Source organism: Burkholderia sp. AU33423 (assembly GCF_002223135.1).
In the GTDB taxonomy this organism is placed as follows: domain Bacteria; phylum Pseudomonadota; class Gammaproteobacteria; order Burkholderiales; family Burkholderiaceae; genus Burkholderia; species Burkholderia lata_D.
This window is the reverse complement of sequence record NZ_NKFH01000008.1, coordinates 126,964-146,655: the sequence shown is the minus strand read 5'-3', so window position 1 is coordinate 146,655 and position 19,692 is coordinate 126,964. Positions and strand designations below refer to the sequence as shown.

The 19,692-nt window shown below is 66.7% G+C and carries 21 protein-coding genes; 4 read left to right on the top strand and 17 right to left on the bottom strand.

Features of this window, described 5'->3' with window-relative positions; all coding sequences use genetic code 11:
- Positions 1-138 precede the first annotated feature (138 nt).
- The 4 genes from CFB50_RS31985 to CFB50_RS31970 form a co-directional block, all read right to left on the bottom strand.
- Complete coding sequence (locus CFB50_RS31985) at positions 139-366, bottom strand: hypothetical protein (RefSeq protein WP_089448553.1); 228 nt, start codon at positions 364-366, stop codon at positions 139-141.
- Between the two features lie 199 nt (positions 367-565).
- On the bottom strand, positions 566-949 hold the full coding sequence (locus tag CFB50_RS31980; protein ID WP_089448552.1) for a DUF6232 family protein: 384 nt from the start codon (positions 947-949) through the stop codon (positions 566-568).
- A 124-nt stretch (positions 950-1,073) separates the two neighbouring features.
- Entirely contained in the window at positions 1,074-1,334 is a 261-nt protein-coding gene (locus tag CFB50_RS31975) for a DUF2866 domain-containing protein (protein ID WP_011353838.1), read from the bottom strand.
- A 212-nt stretch (positions 1,335-1,546) separates the two neighbouring features.
- Positions 1,547-2,704, bottom strand: a complete 1,158-nt coding sequence (locus tag CFB50_RS31970; protein WP_069252631.1) for a porin — start codon at positions 2,702-2,704, stop codon at positions 1,547-1,549.
- Between the two features lie 307 nt (positions 2,705-3,011).
- On the opposite strand from CFB50_RS31970, the gene CFB50_RS31965 reads away from it, so the two are divergent.
- The gene (locus tag CFB50_RS31965; RefSeq protein ID WP_089448551.1) at positions 3,012-3,818 is read left to right on the top strand and encodes a MetQ/NlpA family ABC transporter substrate-binding protein; all 807 of its coding nucleotides are present in this window, start codon (positions 3,012-3,014) and stop codon (positions 3,816-3,818) included.
- A gap of 129 nt (positions 3,819-3,947) precedes the next feature.
- On the opposite strand, the gene CFB50_RS31960 is transcribed toward CFB50_RS31965, so the two are convergent.
- From CFB50_RS31960 to CFB50_RS31940, 5 genes are all read right to left on the bottom strand, one after another.
- A complete protein-coding gene (locus tag CFB50_RS31960) occupies positions 3,948-5,063 on the bottom strand; it encodes a succinylglutamate desuccinylase/aspartoacylase family protein (protein ID WP_069252629.1) in 1,116 nt (371 codons plus the stop codon).
- Between the two features lie 225 nt (positions 5,064-5,288).
- On the bottom strand, positions 5,289-6,071 hold the full coding sequence (locus CFB50_RS31955; RefSeq protein WP_089448550.1) for an ABC transporter substrate-binding protein: 783 nt from the start codon (positions 6,069-6,071) through the stop codon (positions 5,289-5,291).
- A 226-nt stretch (positions 6,072-6,297) separates the two neighbouring features.
- Positions 6,298-7,218, bottom strand: a complete 921-nt coding sequence (locus CFB50_RS31950) for a LysR substrate-binding domain-containing protein (RefSeq protein ID WP_179254256.1) — start codon at positions 7,216-7,218, stop codon at positions 6,298-6,300.
- 151 nt (positions 7,219-7,369) lie between these two features.
- A complete protein-coding gene (locus tag CFB50_RS31945; RefSeq protein WP_069247589.1) occupies positions 7,370-8,575 on the bottom strand; it encodes an IS110 family transposase in 1,206 nt (401 codons plus the stop codon).
- A 245-nt stretch (positions 8,576-8,820) separates the two neighbouring features.
- On the bottom strand, positions 8,821-9,768 hold the full coding sequence (locus tag CFB50_RS31940) for a GlxA family transcriptional regulator (RefSeq protein ID WP_089448549.1): 948 nt from the start codon (positions 9,766-9,768) through the stop codon (positions 8,821-8,823).
- Positions 9,769-9,874: 106 nt separating this feature from the next.
- On the opposite strand from CFB50_RS31940, the gene CFB50_RS31935 reads away from it, so the two are divergent.
- Both CFB50_RS31935 and CFB50_RS31930 read left to right on the top strand, forming a co-directional pair.
- Entirely contained in the window at positions 9,875-10,183 is a 309-nt protein-coding gene (locus CFB50_RS31935; RefSeq protein ID WP_069252625.1) for a DUF3817 domain-containing protein, read from the top strand.
- The gene (locus tag CFB50_RS31930) at positions 10,180-10,581 is read left to right on the top strand and encodes a CopD family protein (RefSeq protein ID WP_089448713.1); all 402 of its coding nucleotides are present in this window, start codon (positions 10,180-10,182) and stop codon (positions 10,579-10,581) included. Before CFB50_RS31935 ends, CFB50_RS31930 begins: the two co-directional genes overlap by 4 nt.
- A 44-nt stretch (positions 10,582-10,625) precedes the next feature.
- On the opposite strand, the gene CFB50_RS31925 is transcribed toward CFB50_RS31930, so the two are convergent.
- The 3 genes from CFB50_RS31925 to CFB50_RS31915 all read right to left on the bottom strand — a co-directional run bounded on the left by CFB50_RS31925 (position 10,626) and on the right by CFB50_RS31915 (position 14,029).
- Positions 10,626-11,219: a hypothetical protein gene (locus CFB50_RS31925; protein ID WP_089448548.1), complete on the bottom strand. Its 594-nt coding sequence runs from the start codon at positions 11,217-11,219 to the stop codon at positions 10,626-10,628.
- A 214-nt stretch (positions 11,220-11,433) separates the two neighbouring features.
- Entirely contained in the window at positions 11,434-12,822 is a 1,389-nt protein-coding gene (locus CFB50_RS31920) for an NCS2 family permease (RefSeq protein WP_089448547.1), read from the bottom strand.
- 529 nt (positions 12,823-13,351) lie between these two features.
- Entirely contained in the window at positions 13,352-14,029 is a 678-nt protein-coding gene (locus tag CFB50_RS31915; RefSeq protein ID WP_089448546.1) for a TetR family transcriptional regulator, read from the bottom strand.
- A 48-nt stretch (positions 14,030-14,077) separates the two neighbouring features.
- On the opposite strand from CFB50_RS31915, the gene CFB50_RS31910 reads away from it, so the two are divergent.
- Positions 14,078-14,743 (top strand): O-methyltransferase, encoded by a 666-nt coding sequence (locus tag CFB50_RS31910; RefSeq protein WP_089448545.1) that lies wholly within the window; start codon positions 14,078-14,080, stop codon positions 14,741-14,743.
- Between the two features lie 120 nt (positions 14,744-14,863).
- On the opposite strand, the gene CFB50_RS31905 is transcribed toward CFB50_RS31910, so the two are convergent.
- The 5 genes from CFB50_RS31905 to CFB50_RS31885 all read right to left on the bottom strand — a co-directional run bounded on the left by CFB50_RS31905 (position 14,864) and on the right by CFB50_RS31885 (position 19,691).
- Positions 14,864-15,400 carry a DUF3455 domain-containing protein gene (locus tag CFB50_RS31905; RefSeq protein ID WP_089448544.1) on the bottom strand — a complete coding sequence of 179 codons (537 nt, stop codon included), beginning with the start codon at positions 15,398-15,400 and terminating at the stop codon, positions 14,864-14,866.
- A gap of 171 nt (positions 15,401-15,571) precedes the next feature.
- The gene (locus CFB50_RS31900) at positions 15,572-16,582 is read right to left on the bottom strand and encodes an aldo/keto reductase (protein WP_089448543.1); all 1,011 of its coding nucleotides are present in this window, start codon (positions 16,580-16,582) and stop codon (positions 15,572-15,574) included.
- Positions 16,583-16,604: 22 nt separating this feature from the next.
- A complete protein-coding gene (locus CFB50_RS31895) occupies positions 16,605-17,720 on the bottom strand; it encodes an alkene reductase (protein WP_089448542.1) in 1,116 nt (371 codons plus the stop codon).
- A 71-nt stretch (positions 17,721-17,791) separates the two neighbouring features.
- Positions 17,792-18,598, bottom strand: a complete 807-nt coding sequence (dkgB, locus tag CFB50_RS31890; RefSeq protein WP_089448712.1) for a 2,5-didehydrogluconate reductase DkgB — start codon at positions 18,596-18,598, stop codon at positions 17,792-17,794.
- A gap of 133 nt (positions 18,599-18,731) precedes the next feature.
- A complete protein-coding gene (locus CFB50_RS31885; RefSeq protein WP_089448541.1) occupies positions 18,732-19,691 on the bottom strand; it encodes a TIGR03571 family LLM class oxidoreductase in 960 nt (319 codons plus the stop codon).
- Position 19,692: the final 1 nt, after the last annotated feature.

Below are 19,692 nucleotides of genomic sequence, written 5' to 3'. Positions count from 1 at the left end.
AAAGGAAACTGATAACTTTACCAGTGTAAATGAGAATTATTATCAATACAAGAACGGAGAGCAGCTCGCGTGGGTGAGCGCTCACCTGCGCGGCCCGGGCGAGCCACGACGGGAAATTCGGGAAAAAACGGGGCCTGGCTAGGCCAGCGCTTCGATGCGGATCAGCAGGTTGCGCGCATGCGTGATGAACGCGTCGTGCGTCGCGCGATCGCTGTGGCTTTCGAGGCCGGCCTGCTCGGCGAACGCGATCTGTTCGGTGTAGAGGTCGACGAGCGCACGGCGTGTGTCAGGGGGAAGCGCGCGGATCATCGACACGATCAGCAGTTCCTGCGCGCGAAGCGTGCCGGACAGCGTCTGGACGTTCATGCTGGCCTCCATGGACGATGCGGCGGCGAGCCGCTATTTCCATACTAGGCGGTCGGCGGTCGCAGCGCAGGCGCGGTGTGGGCGACGAGGAGGCGGAATGCGATTCGACGGGGTAATCGACGCTGCCGTTGCGCGGCGCGAAACGCGCCACGCGTGGCCGGAGCACCGCGAATCGAAGCGTGCAGGGAGGCGAACGGAATCAGCCGGCCGCTTTCGCGGCCTGCGCATCGCGCACGACTTGCGCGACGCGTTCGACGAACGCGGCGTCGACACTCGACAGCGCTTCGCGCTTGCCGTCGGGCATCTCGACCATCAGGCGATACGTGACGTCCTGCGTGGCCCATGAGAGATAGCCGACCACGACGAGCATCACGCCGACGACGAGCGCGGCGCTCGATCCGGCGATGCCGCCTGCGACGGCGGTGGCCGCGCCGATCAGCGAGATCAGCGACGGTACGAGGCGGTTCTTCGGAATCTTGACGACGTCGACCTGGCGGATGTCACGGAGTGCGAATACCTGCCCGGCGGCCGACAGGCCGTTGCGCGTGATCATCACGCCACGTTCGTTGAAGGCGTTTTCCATCGTGTGTTGCGTGGACGAAAACGCGCAGCGTAGCAGGTTTCGTTGCGGCATCAAACGAGACCGACTGCCGCACGATGGGTGCGGCGCGGGTGAAACCGGGGAAGCGGATGGAGCGGGAAGGCGTTCAGAACTGCAGGCGGCCGTCGCCGTAAAGCCGGCCCGGCACGTGCGAGGCGACGACCTCGGCGATCTCTTCGTCGGTCGATTCGGCCGGCACGATCTGGCGCCGCGCGGGCGCGTCGAGATGCATCGTCCATTCGACGAGGCGATATGGCCGGCCCCACGGGCGCTGCATTTCGACCGATACGCGGCAGCTCTGGACCGGCATCGAGTGTTGGCACGTCAGAATCGCGTGCAGATGGCTGAAAACGGTATCTTCGATCATCATGGCCTCCGATCCTGTCTTGTCTTGTGGGCAATCGATGGCGGCGCCGTCGGCGGTTCAAAAAAAAAGCCGCCGATGTTCAGGCGGCCAACAGGGGGGGTGAGAGCATCCTCTCAGCCCAGAATTAAGCGAAACTTAAAAGCACATAAAAAAGCGCCCCGCGTGGAGCGGGGCGCTTCTTGCCGTCGTGATCCGCGAGTTAAGCGGATGCTTTAGAACTTGTGACGGATACCGATACGTGCGGCGATCTGGTTCTTCGAACCCGTGCCCGACGTGTTGAAGTAGCTCGTGCTCGAGCCGATCTGCGCTTGCACGCCCTTGCCCGATGCCTGCTGGTACACGACCAGGCCGTACACGTCCGTACGCTTGCTGAGTGCGTAGTCGGCGATACCGTTGACCTGGTTCCAGTGCCACGAATTGCCGCTCTGCGTCGCGTTCGTGTACGTGTAGCCGAGGCCACCCGACAGCGCCGGCGTGAAGGCGTACTTCGCGCCTGCTTCATACGCGTTGTAGAACGTGCCGCCCGCGCCCGACACGGTCGAGAACTGCGTACGCGTCCACAGCAGCCATGCCGTTGCCGGGCCCCAGACGTAGCGGCCACCGACGCCGTACGTGCGCAGGTCGCGGACGTTGCCGGTCGCAATGTTCGCGATCGTCGTCGAGAACGCCGGCGTCGACTGGCTCGGGAAACGGATGTCCGTGTACGCTGCGCCGACCGAGATCGGGCCGTTCGCGTAGTTCAGGCCGAAGCTGTATGCGCGCGACGAGCCTGCCGTCGTCGTCGTGCCCGTCGTCGTCGCCGGTGCGCCTGCGAAGTCCGTCGAGTTCGAGAAGCCGTACAACGCGCCGAACGTGAAGCCCGAGTAGTTCGCGCTCTGGAACTTCACGGCGTTGTTGATGCGGCTCGACGTGAGCTGGTCGAGGTCGTTCACGTGGTACGCGTAGTTACCCGCGACCGTGTTGCCGCCGGTCGAGTAGTTCGAGCCGAGGATGTCGGTCGAGAACGAGTACTGGCGGCCGAACGTGACCGTGCCGTATTGCGACTGGCTCAGGCCGACGTAAGCCTGGCGGCCGAAGATCGCGCCGCCCTGACCGATCGTGCCGTTACCGCTGTTGAAGCCGTTTTCGAGCACGAAGATCGCCTTCAGGCCGCCACCGAGGTCTTCGGTGCCGCGCAGGCCCCAACGGCTGCCCTGGGCAACGCCGTCGTCGTACTTGAACAGCTTGCCCGTACCGCCGTTGGCGGTCTTGCTGTGGTTCACGTAGCTGATACCGGCATCGATGACACCGTACAGGGTCACGCTGCTTTGTGCGTGCGCCGTGCCGGCCGTTGCTGCCAGGGCGGCGATGGTCAACAGTTTCTTGTTCAAAGGGTTCTCCGAGCGAATGAATGGCGTGTCCAGTTGCGGTTCCGGCGCTCTCTATGGGCGCTTTCACGGACCGGCGGCAACTTTATCGAGGGGCCACGTAATGAATATGACAGCGACTGTCATATGAAGAATCTGTGGCGTCGATGCGACACTGAATTCTGCCCGCTTGTATAGTCGGTGGTTATACCGATTCAGACTGAGATTCGATCGGAATCGGGAATATGCACATGAAATAAGCTTGGTTGGCGGCGTTCCGGCCCCATGCCACGATCCGTGTTCCAACAAACGACACGGGACAGAGGACACCATGCGACGTTCATTCCTGACCGGCCTCGGCGCACTCGCCGCCGCGCTGGCATTCGCGGCGCCCGGCGCGCACGCCGACCCGCAAACGCTGAAAATCGGCACGATGAGCGGCCCCGACGCCCAGATCTGGACCGAGGTGACGAAGGTCGCCGCGCGCGAAGGTCTCGCGATCAAGGTCATCGAATTCAACGACTACGTGCAGCCGAACGCGGCGCTCGATTCCGGCGATCTCGACGCGAACGGCTTCCAGCACCAGCCGTTCCTCGACAGCCAGATCAAGCAGCGCGGCTACAAGATCGTCAACGTCGGGCTCACGTACACGGCGCCGATGGGTTTCTACTCGAAAAAGCTCAAGTCGCTGAAGGACTTGCCGGTGGGGGCGAAGGTCGGGATCCAGAACGATCCGTCGAACGGCAACCGCGCGCTGTTGCTGCTGCAGAAGTACGGGGTGATCAAGCTGAAGGCGGGCGTCGGCGCGAACGGCGTGAACGCGACGCCGCTCGACATCGCCGAGAACCCGAAGAAGATCAAGATCGTCGAGCTTGATTCCGCGCAGCTGCCGCGCGCGCTGCCCGACGTCGATGCCGCGTCGATCAACACCGACTACGCGGTGAAGGCCGGGCTCACGCCGGTGAAGGATGCGATCGCGATCGAGGATCTGCGCGGGCCGTACGCGAACCTGATCGCGGTGCGCGCGCAGGACAAGGACAAGCCGTGGGTGAAGAAGCTCGTCGCGGCCTATGAATCGGACGACGTGCGCAAGTTCATCGACCAGAAGTTCGGCGGCGCGATCATACCGGCGTTCTGAACGTTTTCACGTACCGGATGGTCGGATATCGACGATCCGGAAAGCCAATCGCCCGCGCAAGCGGGCGATTTCGTTGGTGCGGGCGGGTGAGCGCGATGCGCGCCGTGCTCCGGCGCGCGGGCCGGCCGCTCAGGCCGACAGCAGCGAACCGGTGCGGATCGCGGTCGCGCCGGCAATCCGCGCGACTTCCATGCCGGCCGTCGCGAAGCGCACGATCTGGCGTGCGTACAGCACGCCCGACACGCTGCTCTTCAGTGTGACGACGCGATCGGTCAAGGGATCGACGATGTCGGCCACGGCCTGGCCGGCCTCGATCATCACGCCGACCGGCGTGCGGAACACGATCACGCCCGACACCGGCGCGACGAGCGGATCGGTGCCCGCGAGCGGCGTGGCCGGATGCGCGAGCGGCGGCAGTGGCGCCGGCGTGCCGTCGACGACCCCACGCTCGGTCAGGTATTCGACGATCGCCTGTGCGTCCTTTTCGGCGAACTCGTACGACACGTCGCGCTCGCTGCGCAGCTCGATCGTGACGGAAATCGCGCCGTTCGGGATCGGGAAGCGGTCGCCGAAGCGGTTGCGCAGATCCGACCAGCAGAAGCTGTGGATCTCGTCGAACGGGTTGCCGACCGAATTCAGCGCGAGCAGCGACGCCTGCGCGTCGAGGTAGCGCGACAGCGGCTCGACGTCCGGCCACAGATCGGGATTCGTGTAGAGGTGCATCACCGCATCGCTGTCGCAGTGCAGGTCGAGCACGATATCGGCGTCGAACGACAGCTTCTGCAGCGCGAGGCGCTGCGAATCGAGCTCGGTGCGCGGCTTCTGCTCGTCGAGCGCTTCGCGCATCGCGGCGCGCACGGCGACGAGGTTGTGCTGCGCGTCGTGAGTCAGGCGGTGTTCGACGCGCGGCAGCACGAGCGCCGCGAGATCGTAGAAATTGCGGTTGAAGTTCTGCATCGAGCCGAGCTCGAAGCGGCCGAGATGATCGCCGAACACGTGTTGCGACAGGCCGATCGGGTTCGGCACGGGCACGATGACGACTTCGCCGCGCAGCTTGCCGGCCGTCTCGAGCGCGGCGATCTTGCGGCGCAGCAGCGTGGCGACCAGCATGCCGGGCAGTTCGTCCGCATGCAGCGAAGACTGGATATAGACCTTCTTGCCGCCGCGCGGGCCGTAGTGAAAGCTCGTGATCTGGCGTTCGGTACCGACGGCGGGGGAAATCAGCGGATGGGTCTGCGTTTGCATGATGGGGGAGTGCGGCGCAGCCGCGAATGTCCGGTGTGCGTGGAAGATCGATTGTACGTTGCCTTCCTCACCGCCACCAAACCGGCGCCAGAACACGCCGTTTCTCTTTGAGAATCATCAGGTTGGGGCGGAAAAAATAACGCTGCCGGTGCGGCCCCCGCAATAAAAACGGGCTCCTTGCGGAGCCCGTTCGTGCCGAAGCGAAGCGTGCGCTTGCCGGGCGGATTACTTGCCGTAGACGTCGAAATCGAAGTACTTCTTCGCGATCTTGTCGTACGTGCCGTCCTTGCGCATACCGGCGATCGCGCCGTCGATCTTCGCCTTCAGGTCGGTGTCTTCCTTGCGCAGGCCGATGCCGGCGCCGTTGCCGAGCGTCTTCGGATCGTCGATGTCCTTGCCGGCGAAATCGAAGTTCGCGCCGCGCGGCGTCTTCAGGAAGCCGATTTCAGCCTGCACCGCGTCCTGCAGCGCGCCGTCCAGGCGGCCCGAGATCAGGTCGGCGTAGACCTGGTCCTGGTTCTGGTAAGGCACGACGTTCACGCCCTTCGAGGCCCAGTACGTCTTCGCATAGGTTTCCTGGATCGTGCCCTGCTCGACGCCGACCGACTTGCCCTTCAGCGATTCGGCCGTCGGCATCAGGCCCGTGCCCTTCTTCGTGACGAGGCGCGTCGGCGTGTTGAACAGCTTCGCCGAGAAGGCGATCTGTTCCTGACGTGCCGGCGTCATCGACATCGACGACAGCACGCAGTCGAACTTGCGGGCCTTCAGCGCCGGAATCATCCCGTCGAAGTCGTTTTCGATCCACACGCACTTCGCGTTCATGCGGCGGCAGATTTCGTTGCCGAGATCGACGTCGAAACCCACAACCTTGCCGTCAGCGCCTTTCGATTCGAAAGGCGGGTAGCTTGCGTCGACGCCGAACCGCACGGTCGTCCAGTCCTTCGCGTACGCGGTGCCTGCCGATACGGCGAGCAGGGCTACGGTCACAGCCGCAAGAATCTTTTTCACTCGGTGACTCCTCGTTTTGTTCGATGGGTGCGCGGTTGTGCCGCGCCGTAAGCCTTCGGCCCGGCGCGGCTTCGCGACAGGCTGTCCGTTTCGCCCACCCGATGCGGGCGCGCGACGTGCGGAAGATTATCAAGACAAAATACCGGCGGGGCGCCTAGGACAAGCCCCGATACCGGGCCCGGCGGCGGCGCCTTGCGGGCGCCGCCGTTTCAGACACAGGAACGATTCAGCCGAGCGTTTCGTTGACCGCGCGCTGCAGGCACGTGACGAATTGCGACACGGCGGGCGTGGGCAGCAGGTCGCGCCGCGCGATGATCGACAGGTCGAAGTGCGGCATGCTCTCGTCGAGTTCGGCCGTGCGGATGCCCAGCGGCGCGACCATCTCGGCGAGCGGGCGGGTGAAGCAGCCGATCACGTCCGAGCGCGCGACGAGCCCGAGCGTCACCGCGAACGACATCGGCGAGCGCAGTAAACGTTTGGGCAGCGGCAGCCCGTGCGCCTCGAACATCCCGACCATCACACTGTGCGGAAACTGCTCGGCGCCGACGGTGACGATCCATTCGGCATCGAGCAATTCCTCTAACCGGCGCGCATGCGCAAGCGGGTGGCCTTCGCGCATCACGACGGTGAATTCGGTCGACAGCAGCGGCGATTGCGTGAAATCGCGGTCGAGCGCGGGCACATGGTGCATCGCAGCGATGTCGAGCGTGCCGTTGCGCAATTGCGCGAGCGCGTCGGGCACTGTCACTTCCTCGAGATGCAGGCTCACGTTCGGCATCGACTGGCGGAATGCCGTCACCGCGCGCGGCAGCGCGGTGAGTGCGATCGACGGCATCGTGCCGACCGCCACGCGCCCCGACATCTCGCCTTTCACCTGCTCGACGGCCTCGACCGTGCGGCGGATGTCGCCGAGCAGCTGCTCGGCGCGCGGTAGCAGCGCATGGCCGCACGCGGTCAGCTCGACGCCGCGTACGCTGCGCGCGAGCAGTTCCGCGTTCAGCGCCGTTTCGAGCTCGCGGATCGTGTGCGTGATCGCGGGCTGCGTGACGCCGAGTTCGCGCGCGGCGGCGCGCAGGCTCTTGTGATGCGCGGCGGAGACGAACGCCTGGAGCTGCGCGAGGTTCAGGGGGTTGCGGATGCGGGTCATCGATCGGGTCCGGTTGGCGCGATGCTGTGGCGGGCGATGGGGTGTGGCGGCATTCGGTAGCGATCCTGACGATTGCGTGCGCAGGTTTTTTCGCCACCGTGGCGAGGTATCGTGAGCCGGGGCGCGGTGGGGGGTGCCCCTATGTCTTTCGTCAAGCGTTAGGGGCTGACTTGGGTTGGTAAATGGTGCCGTCGCGCAGCATGGCGAACAGGACGTCGCAGCGTCGCCGTGCCAGCGCGATGAGTGCCTGGTTGTGGCGCTTGCCCTGCTGGATCTTGCGCGCGTAGTAAGCCCGCGAGACAGGATCCCGCAATGCCGCGAAGGCGGAGAGGAACAAGGCGCGCTTGAGCACCTTGTTGCCGCGTCTGGATGGATGTTCGCCTCGGATCGACGAGCCTGAGCGCCGGGTGACCGGCGCGAGGCCAGCGTAGGCCGCGAGATGAGCAGCCGAGGCGAAGGCTTTATGGGCGACTTCGGTCAGGAGTCTGGCGGCGGTCCTGACGCCGACTCCCGGCATGCTGGTCAGGACCGGCCAAAGAGGGTGAGCATGCACCAGCCGCTCAACTTCGGCGGCGATTTCGTCACGCTGCTTGCGCAAGGCGGCGAGTTGCTGGGCCAAGCGGGGCATGACGATGGTGGCAGCCTGCGTGCCGGGTACGATCACGGCTTGCTCGCTCAGCGCTTGAACGATTTCGGCCGCTAAGTTCTTGCCCATGCGAGGCGCGAGCTTGGTCAGGCGGTTGGCGAGCGTCTTCTCGCTAGTTGCGGCAAGCGCGGCTGGCGAGGGGTAGCGCTCAAGCAGATCGAGCACCGCCGGATGGTCGAGGCGCGGTCCGAGAACGCGCTCGAGCGCCGGATGGATCTGGGTGAGCAGGCCGCGAATGCGGTTGCTGGTTTGAGTGACCTGAGACGCGAGATCGTCGTCGAAGCCGCACAGCATGGTGAGTTCGGCGAGTTGCTCGTCTGCCAACCGAAGCGAGCGTAGTGTGTGCGGCATCGAGCGAGCGGCCTCGGCAATGATCGCGGCATCGCGGGCATCGGTCTTGGCTTCGCCTGCATGTAGGTCGGCGATGCGACGCATGGCCAGTCCCGGCAGATAGGCGACGAGGACGCCTTCAGCACGGGCGACGGCTACAGGAAGCGCGCCGATGGTGGACGGTTGATCGACGACGAACAACAGTCGACCGTGAGTCTTGAGCTCGGTGATGAGGGCTCGCAGCTTGACCTCGTCGTTGGGTAGCGCCTTGTTGTAAAGGCGCTTGCCGTTCCGGTCGAGCGCGACGGCATGATGCTGGCCTTTACCGACATCAACGCCGACGAAGACATCGACGGCGCCATGTTGTTGAGTGTCTTGCATCGAAGTATGAGCAGAGTGAACGGATTGGCCTGCAACAACGGTGGCAAGTCTCGGCATCCACGTTACGGACGGCGTCGGGAAATCCCGGCCAAACCCCTATCAGCGATCACCAGCCACCCACCAGACCCGGTGACAACACCCCCCGGATCATGACTGCGACTGGGGGCGGGAATCATGCCGGGTCTGGCTGGCCAAAGCCCCGATTATCGGGGCGTGAAGATAGTAACGGGGCGGTGCAGTGTGCATCATGCGCCGGACCGCGCGCGGAATGCCTGGCGATACCGCTGCGGCGTCGTGCCGACGATGCGCGCGAACCGCTCGCGAAACGCGGTGACCGAACCGAAGCCGGCCTCCGTCGCGACATGCTCGATCGACAGCGCCGTCACTTCCAGCAATTGCTGCGCATGCCTTACGCGCGCGGTCTGCAGCCATTGCCGCGGCGACGTGCCCGTCTGTTCCTGGAAGCGCCGCGTCAGCGTGCGCACGCTCGTCGACGCCTGGCGCGCCATCGCGTCGAGCGTGAGCGGCTTGCGCAGGTTCGCCTGCAGCCAGTCCATCAGCCCTTGCAGGCCGTCGGTGCCGCTCGGCCATTCCGGTGCGATGAACTGCGCCTGCCCGCCTTCGCGGACGCGCGGCGCCACCGCGCAGCGCGCCGCGTCGACGGCGACCGCCGCGCCGTAGTCGGCCTGGATCATGTGCAGGCACAGATCGAGGCCGGCCGCCGCGCCGGCCGACGTCAGGATCTGCCCGTTGTCGACGAACAGCACGTTCGAGTCGACCGTCACGCGCGGATAGCGGCGTGCGAGTTCGGCGGCCGCGAGCCAGTGCGTCGTCGCGCGCAGGCCGTCGAGCAGCCCGGCTTCCGCGAGCACGAACGCACCGCTGCAGATCGACGCGATCCGGCAACCGCGCGCGGCCGCCGCGCGCAGTGCCGCGATCACGGGGCGCGACGTGGGCGCGAGCGGTACCGACGTGCCGGGAACGACGATCGTGTCGGCATCGGCGAGCGCGTCGAGACGAAACGGGGGGCGCAGGTCGAACAGGTCGCCCGCGACACGCGCGTGCTCGCTGCACACGCGGACGCGGTAGGGCTGCGCGACGGTGGGAGAACGCACGCGCGCGAACGTGTCGCACGCCACACCCAGATCGAACGGGACGACATCGGGCAGGGCGAGAACGGCGACCGTGTGCATGGCGTTCGAGGGCTTGGCCAGAATCCGTTTAAAGATGTCATTTTAGCCAATGGCCCCGAGCGGCACCACACGCCACAATCGCCGCAGTCCAACCTGGAGGCTGCCGATGCAACAAGACGATCGCAATGCGCTGCGGAACCTGCAATACCTGTCGTTGCTGGAGGCGACCACGCTCGTCGTGCTGGTGTGCGTCGCCGTGCCGCTCAAGCACCTGGCCGGTTATCCGGCCGCGGTATCGATCATGGGCCCGGTGCACGGCATCGCGTTCGCGATGTACGTGTGGGCGGTCGTCGGCACCGCGTCGAGCGGCCTGTGGCGCAAGGCCGAGGTCGCGCGGCTCGTGCTGGCGGCCGTCGTGCCGTTCGTCGGCCTGACGAGTGCCGGATGGATCGCGCGCCGGAGGCACGCGCAATGATCTACCTGTGGCTCAAGGCCGTTCATGTCGTTGCCGTGGTCACGTTCGTCGGCGGCCTGCTGATGCTGTCCGTCGGCATGCGCATCGCCAACCTCGCCGTGCATCGCGCCGTGCGCCGCTGGGACCGCACGGTGACGGCACCCGCGCTTGCGCTCGTCTGGATGGCAGGGATCGCGCTGGCGCTGAACGGTCACTGGTTCGGCGCGGCGTGGTTGTCGGTGAAGCTCGGGGTGGTCGCCGCGCTGTCGGCGCTGCACGGGATCCTGGCCGGCACGCTGCGGCGCATGGAGCGCGACGATCTGGTCGTCGTGCCGGCGCCGTGGCTCGGGCAGGCGGCAGGTGCGGTCGTGGCCGCGACGGCGATCGTCGTCGGGCTGGTGGTGATCAAGCCGTTTTGATGCGGATGGCCCGCGCGTGCCGTCATGGCCGGCGTGGCAAGGCCCTACGCCAGCGCCATCTCCACCGCCGTCAGCGTCCGGCGCCGAATCCAGCCGCTCGCCATCCGGATCGCGAGCCAGTACGGCATGAACAGCAGCCGCGTGCGGGCGGTCGGGCAATGCACGAAGGTTTCGGTGCGCAGCACGTGCGCACCCGACGCGAGCCCGACGACTTCGAAGCGGAGCACCAGCTTCGCATCGCGCGGATCGTCGTGCCGCACGAACGCCGCCGCGTCGGCGATCTTCAGCACGCCGGGGTCCGGGCGCCAGAAACGGCCGATCAGGCCGAGCGACAGCGACGTTTCGTCGCGATGCAGCGGCGTGAACGCATGGAGGCCGAAGCGTTCGCGTTCGACGCGTGTGGTGCCGGGGCGCAGCGACGCGGCAACGGTAGCCGGGAATTCGCGGACGTTGAGCAGGGCGTCGACGATCGGATCCGTGCGCATGTCGAGCGTGGTGACCGTGTCGATGATGCGCGCCGGCGCGGCATCGATCGGCTTCGATTCGTGCACTTCGTGGAAGCCGAACGACGGGATGAACGGCGGCTTGCGCGCCGACGTCCGGGTGCTCGATTCGGAGACGATGCCGAGCGCGTTCATGGGGACTCCCGAAGGCAAAGCCCGATCGTAGCACCGGGGGCGGATTCGCGCCGCGACGTTTCCGCGATGTGCGCCGCACTGCGCCCCATCAACAAAAAAAGCCTGGAAACTTGCGTTCCCAGGCCTGGAGACCATCAACGATGATGGTGGAGGAGACGATGTCGTCCCGATGCGCGCCGTCATTCTGCCGGCGACGTCGCGTACGATTCGCTGATCAGATCGCCCAGCCGCCGAGATAGAACGTGACGAGCACGGCCGCGATGAGCACGGTGCCGACGTTGAGCTTGCGGAATTCGCCGCTGGCGATGCGGCCGATCACGAGCGTCGAGAAGCCGAGCATGATGCCCGTCACGATGTTCGCGGTCAGCACGATGAACACCGCGCACACGAGGCCCGACATTGCGTCGACCATGTCGTCCATGTGCAGCTTGCTCACGCTGCCGAGCATCAGCAGGCCGACGTACATCAGCGCCGGTGCGGTGGCGTACGACGGCACGAGGCCCGCGAGCGGCGAGAAGAACATCACGACCAGGAACAGCAGGCCGACCACGGCGGCCGCGAGGCCCGTCTTCGCACCCGCGGCCACGCCGACGCTCGACTCGATGTAGGCCGCCGCCGGTGCACCGCCGAGGAAGCCGGAGAAGATCGAGCTGAGCGAATCGGCGGTCAGCGCACGGCCGCCGTTGATGATGCGGCCGTTCTCGTCAAGCTGGCCGGCCTGGCCCGCGACCGCGCGGATCGTGCCGGTCGCGTCGAACACGGCGGTCATCACCAGCGCCAGCACGCTCGGCAGCACGGCCATCGACAGCGCGCCCTTGATGTCCATCGCGCCGATCAGCGACGCATGGCCCGGTGCGCTCAGCGACGGCAGCGCGAAGATGCCGTGGTACTTCACGCTCGGATCGAAGATCAGGCCGAAGATCGAGATCGCGATCACGACGAGCAGGATGCCGCCCGGCACGCGACGCTTTTCGAGGCCGAAGATCGCGGCGAGGCCGATGATCGACATGATGACCGGGAACGCGGTGATCTGGCCGAGCGAAACCGGCAGGCCGGCGCCCGGGTTCTTGATCACGAGGCCGACGTCGTTCGACGCGATCAGCAGCAGGAACAGGCCGATGCCGATCCCGGTGCCGTGCGCGACGCCCGCGGGCAGGTTGCGCAGGATCCACGAACGCACGCCGGTGACGGAAATGCCGGTGAACACGAGGCCCATCAGGAACACGGCGCCGAGCGCGACCGTCGGCGACAGCCCCTTGCCGAGCACGAGGCCGAACGCGGTGAACGCGGTCAGCGAGATCGCGCAGCCGATCGCGATCGGCAGCTTCGCCCACAGGCCCATCAGCAGTGAACCGAACGCGGTCGTGAGGCAGACCGCGACGAACACGGCGCTCGTGTCGAAGCCGGCCTTGCCGAACATGCCGGGCACGACGAACACGGAATAGACCATCGCGAGGAAGGTCGTGACGCCGGCAATGATCTCGCGGCGCTGCGTGCTGCCGCGCGACGAAATGCCGAAGTACCGGTCGATGACTCCCTTGGTGCCAAAGTCAGTTTCTTCCGCGCCGACGCCGACCGTCGGCTGCACCGGGGTATCACTCATGAGCTTGCTCCTTTATCAGCATGCTGAAACGGCCCGTAGCGAACCGTCGTCAGGGTGTCTCGTATCTAGTTGGGATTGTCGGCAACGTCGTGGGGACGAATGACGCGTGATCCGTGTCGTTACGTGCGAATCGAAACGATCGCGAGGGTGTCGCGTCGTGCGACGCGTTGTGGGGGCGACCCCGTCACGTGCGCTTTGCCGTAGCGAAGGTTAGGCGAACCGCCCATCACGTCCCATTGGGGGAAGAGCATGCAGCGCATGTCTCAGCGCTTATATCGGCGTGCAACGGGGCTCCGTCGCGTCGACACGCGTGTATACGCCTAGTTCGAATCCGTTAAGGCGATTATTTGAATGCGGGGTCGACGGGCAAAGGGGAAGCGGGGGATGCATCGGAAATTACAAATGTCTTTCATGGTGGCCGGGCAGGCCGGTGGAAGCAGGGGCCGGTGACGGGATCCGCCGCCGCGCGCAACCTGCATTCGGACGAGAGTGCCATCGCGCAGGGGCGGCTTTCGTCGGCGCCCCGGCCTCAATTGTGCGCGAGATGGTCGAGATAGGCGCGGAACATGTCGGCCATCGCGTTCGAATACGCGTCGATTTCATCGGGCGAGCGCTCGCTTTCCGAAAACGCCTTGCCGGCCGCGGTGAGCGTGGTGGTGATCAGGTCGCATGCCAGTTCGCGCGTGGCGGCCGGTGCATCGGGCAGCGCCTCGCGCATGAACGCCTGGAAGATGCGGTTGCCGGCCGCCTTCGCTTCGTGTGCCTCGGGGGCGTCGCGATAGAGCGGCGCGGCGTCGTCGAGCGCGATGCGCATCCGCGCCTCGTCACATTCCGAACGGATGAACGCGTGAACGGCCGTGCGCAGCCGCTCGGGCGGCGTCCGGTTCACGTCCTCCAGCATCCCGCGCAGCATCTCGGCCGTCTGCCGCCACTCGTCATGCTGCAGCCGGAACAGCACGGCCGCCTTGTTCGGGAAGTACTGGTACAGCGAGCCGACGCTCACGCCGGCGCGCTCGGCGACGCGCGCCATCGTGAAGCGCTGCGCGCCTTCGTTCGCCAAAACCTGAACAGCGGCCTGGAGGACGGCCTCGACGAGCTGGGTCGAGCGAGCCTGCTGAGGCTGTTTGCGCGTGGTAATCCGGGCGTTCGGGCGGTCGGTCATGGGCGGCTGGTCAATGCGAATAGTAAAACCTGAATAGTTCGTCATATTCTAATCGGGTGCAACGACGCACTCAACCTGAACCCGGAGATTCGCATGACCACCCTGACGCTCGACCCGCTGGCCTCGCTGCTCGCGCGCCTGTTTGACGAAGCCGACGCCTCGTCGCCCGCGACGAGCCCGGACTTCGCGGGCCTGTCGCGCGACGAGCAAGCGCGGCTGATGCGCAGCAAGACCGGCTATACCGATTTGTATGCGCGCCTGAAGGACTATCCGCTCGCCGTGTCGCGCGAGACGGGCACGCTGCTGTACATGCTCGCGCGCAGCGGCCGCGCGCGGTCGATCGTCGAATTCGGCACGTCGTTCGGCATTTCGACGCTGCATCTCGCGGCCGCACTGCGCGACAACGGCGGCGGCCGGCTGATCACGAGCGAGTTCGAACCGTCGAAGGTCGTGCGGGCGCGGGCGAACCTGGCGGCAGCCGGGCTGGCCGATCTCGTGGAGATCCGCGAGGGCGATGCGCTGCGTACGCTGGCCGCCGATCTGCCGGATTCGGTCGACCTGCTGCTGCTCGACGGTGCGAAGGCGCTGTATCCGGAGGTGCTTGCACGCGTCGAGCAGCGGTTGCGGCCCGGCGCGTTCGTCGTGGCCGACAATGCCGATTTCAGCCCCGACTATCTCGCTTACGTGCGCGCGCCGGAGAACGGCTATCTGTCAGTGCCGTTCGGCGGCGATGTCGAGCTGTCGATGCGGATCGGCTGAGCTTCGCGGACCCTGAACGAGGGCAGGCATCCGTACGTCAAGAATAGGATGACTGATCAATGTGATGCGCGAGGAGGACGCCGCCGCGACGGCACCCGGTGCTTCGGGCGCCGTCGCGCGTTACTTCAGGAACACGTAGCGCGCGAAATACGGAAAGCGGCCGACCGCATGCTCGGTCGAACACGCTGCATCCGGCGGCATGCCGCCCGCGGTATCGAGCCGCTGCACGAAGCGCACGCCGGCGAGCGTGCCGGCCGTGGCCTTCGCGTCCGTTGCGGCCGGCGTCGCGGCGAGCAGGAGTTGCGGAATGCTGCCGGCGCGCGCGCTCGGCGCTTCCGCGAGTTTCTTGCCGGTAATGCGGCTGCCGTCGAGCGCTTCCCATGACGGCCCGGCGCCGTGCCGGACGACCAGCGTGCCGCTCGCGTCGAACAGCATCGCTTCCGGGTGCTGGAACACCCACGCGAGCTTGTGTCCGGCGTCGTAGTCGCACGTGTAGACCTGTAGGCCAGCCGCAGTCGTCGACAGCACGGGCGTGGCCGGCTGGGGCGGCGCGAGGCCGGCGGAGTCGTCGGCGCGGGCGGACGACGCGCAGAAGGCGAGTGCAACGCAGGCCGCGGCGGCCGGTAGCATGGGGCGTTTCGGGAAGCGGCTTCGCATGGCGAGGCATCCTTTCGGGTCGGGTGACGGGTATTCGTCGACGAACCCGTAAACGCTAGACGCCAATTGCGCCGGCTGCAATGCGCAAATGGCGATCGTGGCGATAGCCGTTGCGATTGCGCGCGGCCCGGGATGCGCGGCCGCTGGCTGACGCGGCCGCGCAGGCCCGATTCAACCTCGATCCGGGCCAACCGGCGTCGGCGCCTGCGCGGCAATCAGGCGTTCGGCCTTCAGCGTATCCCACAGTTCGGCCGGGATCGACACCGCGGCAAGGCGCAGGTTGTCGTCGATGCGATCGGGCCGGCTTGCGCCGGGGATCGCGGCCGCGACGGCCGGGTGCGCGAGCGAGAATTGCAGCGCCACCGCGCGGACATCGACGCCGAATCGTTCGCAGATCTGGCGGATGCGCGCGACGCGGTCGAGCATGGCCTGCGTGGCCGGCTGATACTCGTAATGGGTGCCGCCCGCCAGCACGCCCGAGTTGTACGGGCCGCCGACGATGATGCCGAGCCCGCGCGCGGCGCTTTCCGGCATCAGCCGTTCGAGCGCGCCGGCATGATCGAGCAGCGTGTAGCGCCCGGCGAGCAGGAAGCCGTCGGGGTCCGCGCGTTCGAGCGCGAGTTCGCACGGCTCGACGCGGTTCACGCCGAGGCCCCAACCCTGGATGACTTTCTCGTCGCGCAACCGCGTGAGCGCCCTGGCCGCGCCCGACATCGCGACGTCGAACACGTCGCGCCATGCGTCGCCGTGAAAGTCGACGGCCGGGTCGTGAATCCACACGGTGTCGAGCCGGTCGGTGCGCAGCCGCTGGAGGCTCGCGTCGATCGAGCGCAGCGTGCCGTCCTCGGTGTAGTCGTAGACGATCCGGTTCGGCAGCCCGTGGCGGAACAGGCCGCCTTTTTCGCCGAGATCGCGTTGCGATGCGTCCTCGTGTTCGTCGAGGACGAGCCGGCCGACCTTGGTGCCGAGCGAATACGCGTCGCGCGGGCGGCCCGCGAGCGCTTCGCCGAGGCGCAGCTCGGCGAGGCCGGCGCCATACAGCGGCGCGGCATCGAAGTAGCGGATACCGCTTTCCCACGCTGCGTCGACCGTGGCCAGCGCTTCTTCGTGCGGGATGTCCCGGTACATGTTGCCCAGCGGCGCGGTGCCGAAGCCCAGGCGGGAAGGGAGCGTGATTCTCATGGGGATTCTCGGGTAGGCCGATTCAGGCCGCGGCCTGGGCCAGCGTCGGATAATCGGTCAGCCCGCGCTCGCCGCCGCCGAACAGCGTGTTGCGGTCGTGCGGTGTGAGCGCAGCACCCGTGCGCAGCCGCTCGGGCAGGTCGGGGTTCGCGACGAACGGGCGGCCGAACGCGACGAGGTCGGCCCAGCCGGCGGCGATCGCTTCGCGTGCGCGCTCGGCGGTGTACGCGCCGGCATAGATCAGCACGCCCGGGAACGCGGCGCGCAGCTGCCGCTTGAATTCGACCGGCATCAACGGTGCGTCGTCCCAGTCGGCTTCCGCGATGTGCAGGTAGCCGACGCCGAGTTCGCCGAGCAGCTTGGCAGCGGCGAGGTAGGTCGTTTCCGGATCGTCGTCGACGCAGCCGTTCAGCGTCGTCAGCGGCGCGAGGCGGATGCCGACGCGCGACGCGTCGCCCGTGCCGTCGATCAGCGCCTGCGTGACTTCGCGCAGGAAGCGCAGCCGGTTTTCCAGCGAACCGCCGTACGCATCGGTGCGCGTGTTCGCATTCGAGTCGATGAACTGGTTCACGAGATAGCCGTTCGCGCCGTGCAGCTCGACGCCGTCGAAGCCGGCCTCGATCGCGTGGCGCGCGGCGGCGCGGTATTGATCGACGATCTCGCAGATCTCGTCGATCGTCAGCGCGCGCGGCTCGGACGCCTGCACGAAGCCCGGCGTGCTGCCGTCTTCACCCGCGATGAACACGTTCACGCCTTTCGCCTGGAGCGGCGACGACGACACCGGCTGCCGGCCACCGAGCAGGCTCGTGTGGCTCAGCCGGCCGACGTGCCACAGCTGCGCGAAGATCCGGCCGTGCGCGGCATGCACGGCGTCCGTCACCTTGCGCCAGCCGGCGACCTGCGACGGCGTGTGAATGCCGGGCGTCCATGCATAGCCCTTGCCGAGCGGCGCGATATAGGTGCCTTCGCTGACGATCAGGCCCGCGCTCGCGCGCTGCGCGTAATACGCGGCCATCAGTTCGTTGGCTTCGTCGCCGGGCTGGGTTGCGCGCGAGCGCGTCATCGGCGGCATCACGATGCGGTTCGGCAGCGTCAGCGCGCCGAGTCGCAGCGGTTGGAAAAGCGGGTCCTGGGTCATGGTGCTGATGTCCTGTGGGTGCCGCGGTTTTCGGGCCGCGGTGAATCGAATGTGAGTGGCGGGTGGCGTGTTCAGTCCCACTTCGGCGCGAGGCCGGCCGGGTCGACTTCGCGGCCGTTGCGTTCGAGCGTGGCGATCTGCGCCATGTCTTCGTCGGTCAGGCGCAGCGTCTGCGCGAGCAGGTTGCTCGCGAGGTTCTCGCGCTTCGTCGACGACGGGATCACCGAGTAGCCGAGCTGCAACGCCCACGCGAGCGCGACCTGTGCGGGTGTCGCGTCATGACGCTGCGCGATCGCGCCGATCACCGGATCGCCGAGCACCTTGCCGTACGCGAGCGTCATGTACGACGTGACGTGGATGCCTTCGGCGTTCAGGAATTCGACGAGCTTGCGGTTCTGCAGGTACGGGCTCAGCTCGATCTGGTTCGTCGCGATCGCATCCTTGCCGACGGCCGCGATCGCTTCCTTCGTCAGCGCGATGTTGAAGTTCGAGATGCCGATCCGGCGCGTGAGGCCCTGCGCCTTCGCATCGGCGAGCGCGGTCATGAACGTGTCGAGCGCGACGCCGTTGTCGAGGGCCGGCCAGTGGATCAGCGTCAGGTCGACATGGTCGGTGCGCAGCTTGCGCAGGCTTTCCTCGAGGCTCGGCACGAGCTTGTCCGGCGCGTAGTTGTCGACCCAGATCTTGGTCGTGAGGAACAGCTCGTCGCGGCGCACGCCCGACGCGGCGATCGCTTCGCCGACTTCGGCTTCGTTGCCGTAGATCTGCGCGGTGTCGATCGCGCGGTAGCCGACTTCGAGGCCATTGCGCACCGAGTCGATGACGACCTGGCCTTGCAGGCGGAACGTACCGAGGCCGAATGCGGGAATCTTGCTCATCATGTGCTCCTGGGAGAGTGGAACAGGTTCGCTATGGAAGTCATTCTGGCGTTTTGGATTGGTGAGATAAACGCCGTTGCAGGTCAAAAATATTTGATCTGAAATCAAGTATCGCGAGTGGGTTCGGGCGGTGTCATGCAACGCGCTTGCGTGCGTTTTCATCCGCGTGGAACACCGGCAGCACCTCTGCCGCGATCTCGGCCATCGTCTCGTCGAGCGGACGCCGGTTGCGGCGGAAATGCAGGCCGATGTGCTGCACGCCCGCTTCGCGCATGGCCGCGAGTTCCCCGATGAGCGCAAGACGCCCCGCGCGTGCGCCGAAGCGGTGCCGCTGCAGCGGTTCGTGCGGATCTTCCGCGAGGTCGAGGTGGATGAAGCTCACGTACGGCTTGTCGCCGGCCACCGCGCGCCAGTTCGCGGCGCGGTGCCGATGGTCGTCCGGCGTGCCGGGATACGCGAGGCAGCCGTCCATGTGTTCGCCGATCCACGCGGGCGTCTGCTGCGCGAGACCCGCGACGAGTAGCGGCAGCGGCGTACGGACGGCAGGCAGCACGTCGAGGCCGGGCGGCAGGTGCCCGTGCGCGCCGTCGCGCAGCAGCGCGATCTGGTCGCGGAAATTCGCGCCGCGTGACGCGAAGTCGCGGCCGAACAGCGGATATTCGACCGGCCGGTCGCCGCTGGCGACGCCGAGCATCAGGCGGCCGCCGCTCAGTTCCTGGATCGTCGCGGCCGATTTCAGCGTGAGCAGCGGCTCGCGCAGCGGCAGCACGACGGCCGCCGTGCCGAGCAGGATGTCGTTCGTGATACCGGCGAGGTAGCCGAGATACGAGAAGGTTTCGAACACTTGCGCGGCGTCGCCGAACGCGGGGTCGTACACCGGCACGTCGCGCACCCAGAGCGCGCGGAAGCCGAGCGTATCGGCCCGTTGCGCGAGCGTCGCGTGGAGCGCGAGGTCGGGTACGCCGGGGTAGCGACGGTCGTGCTGGCGTTTCGCGTTGCCGGCCGGCGACCAGTCGTTGTCGAGCGGCAGTTCGAGGCCGATGCTGAAGCCGCCGTCGGCGAGTTTGTCGAGTGCTGTGAGTGAAGTGGACATG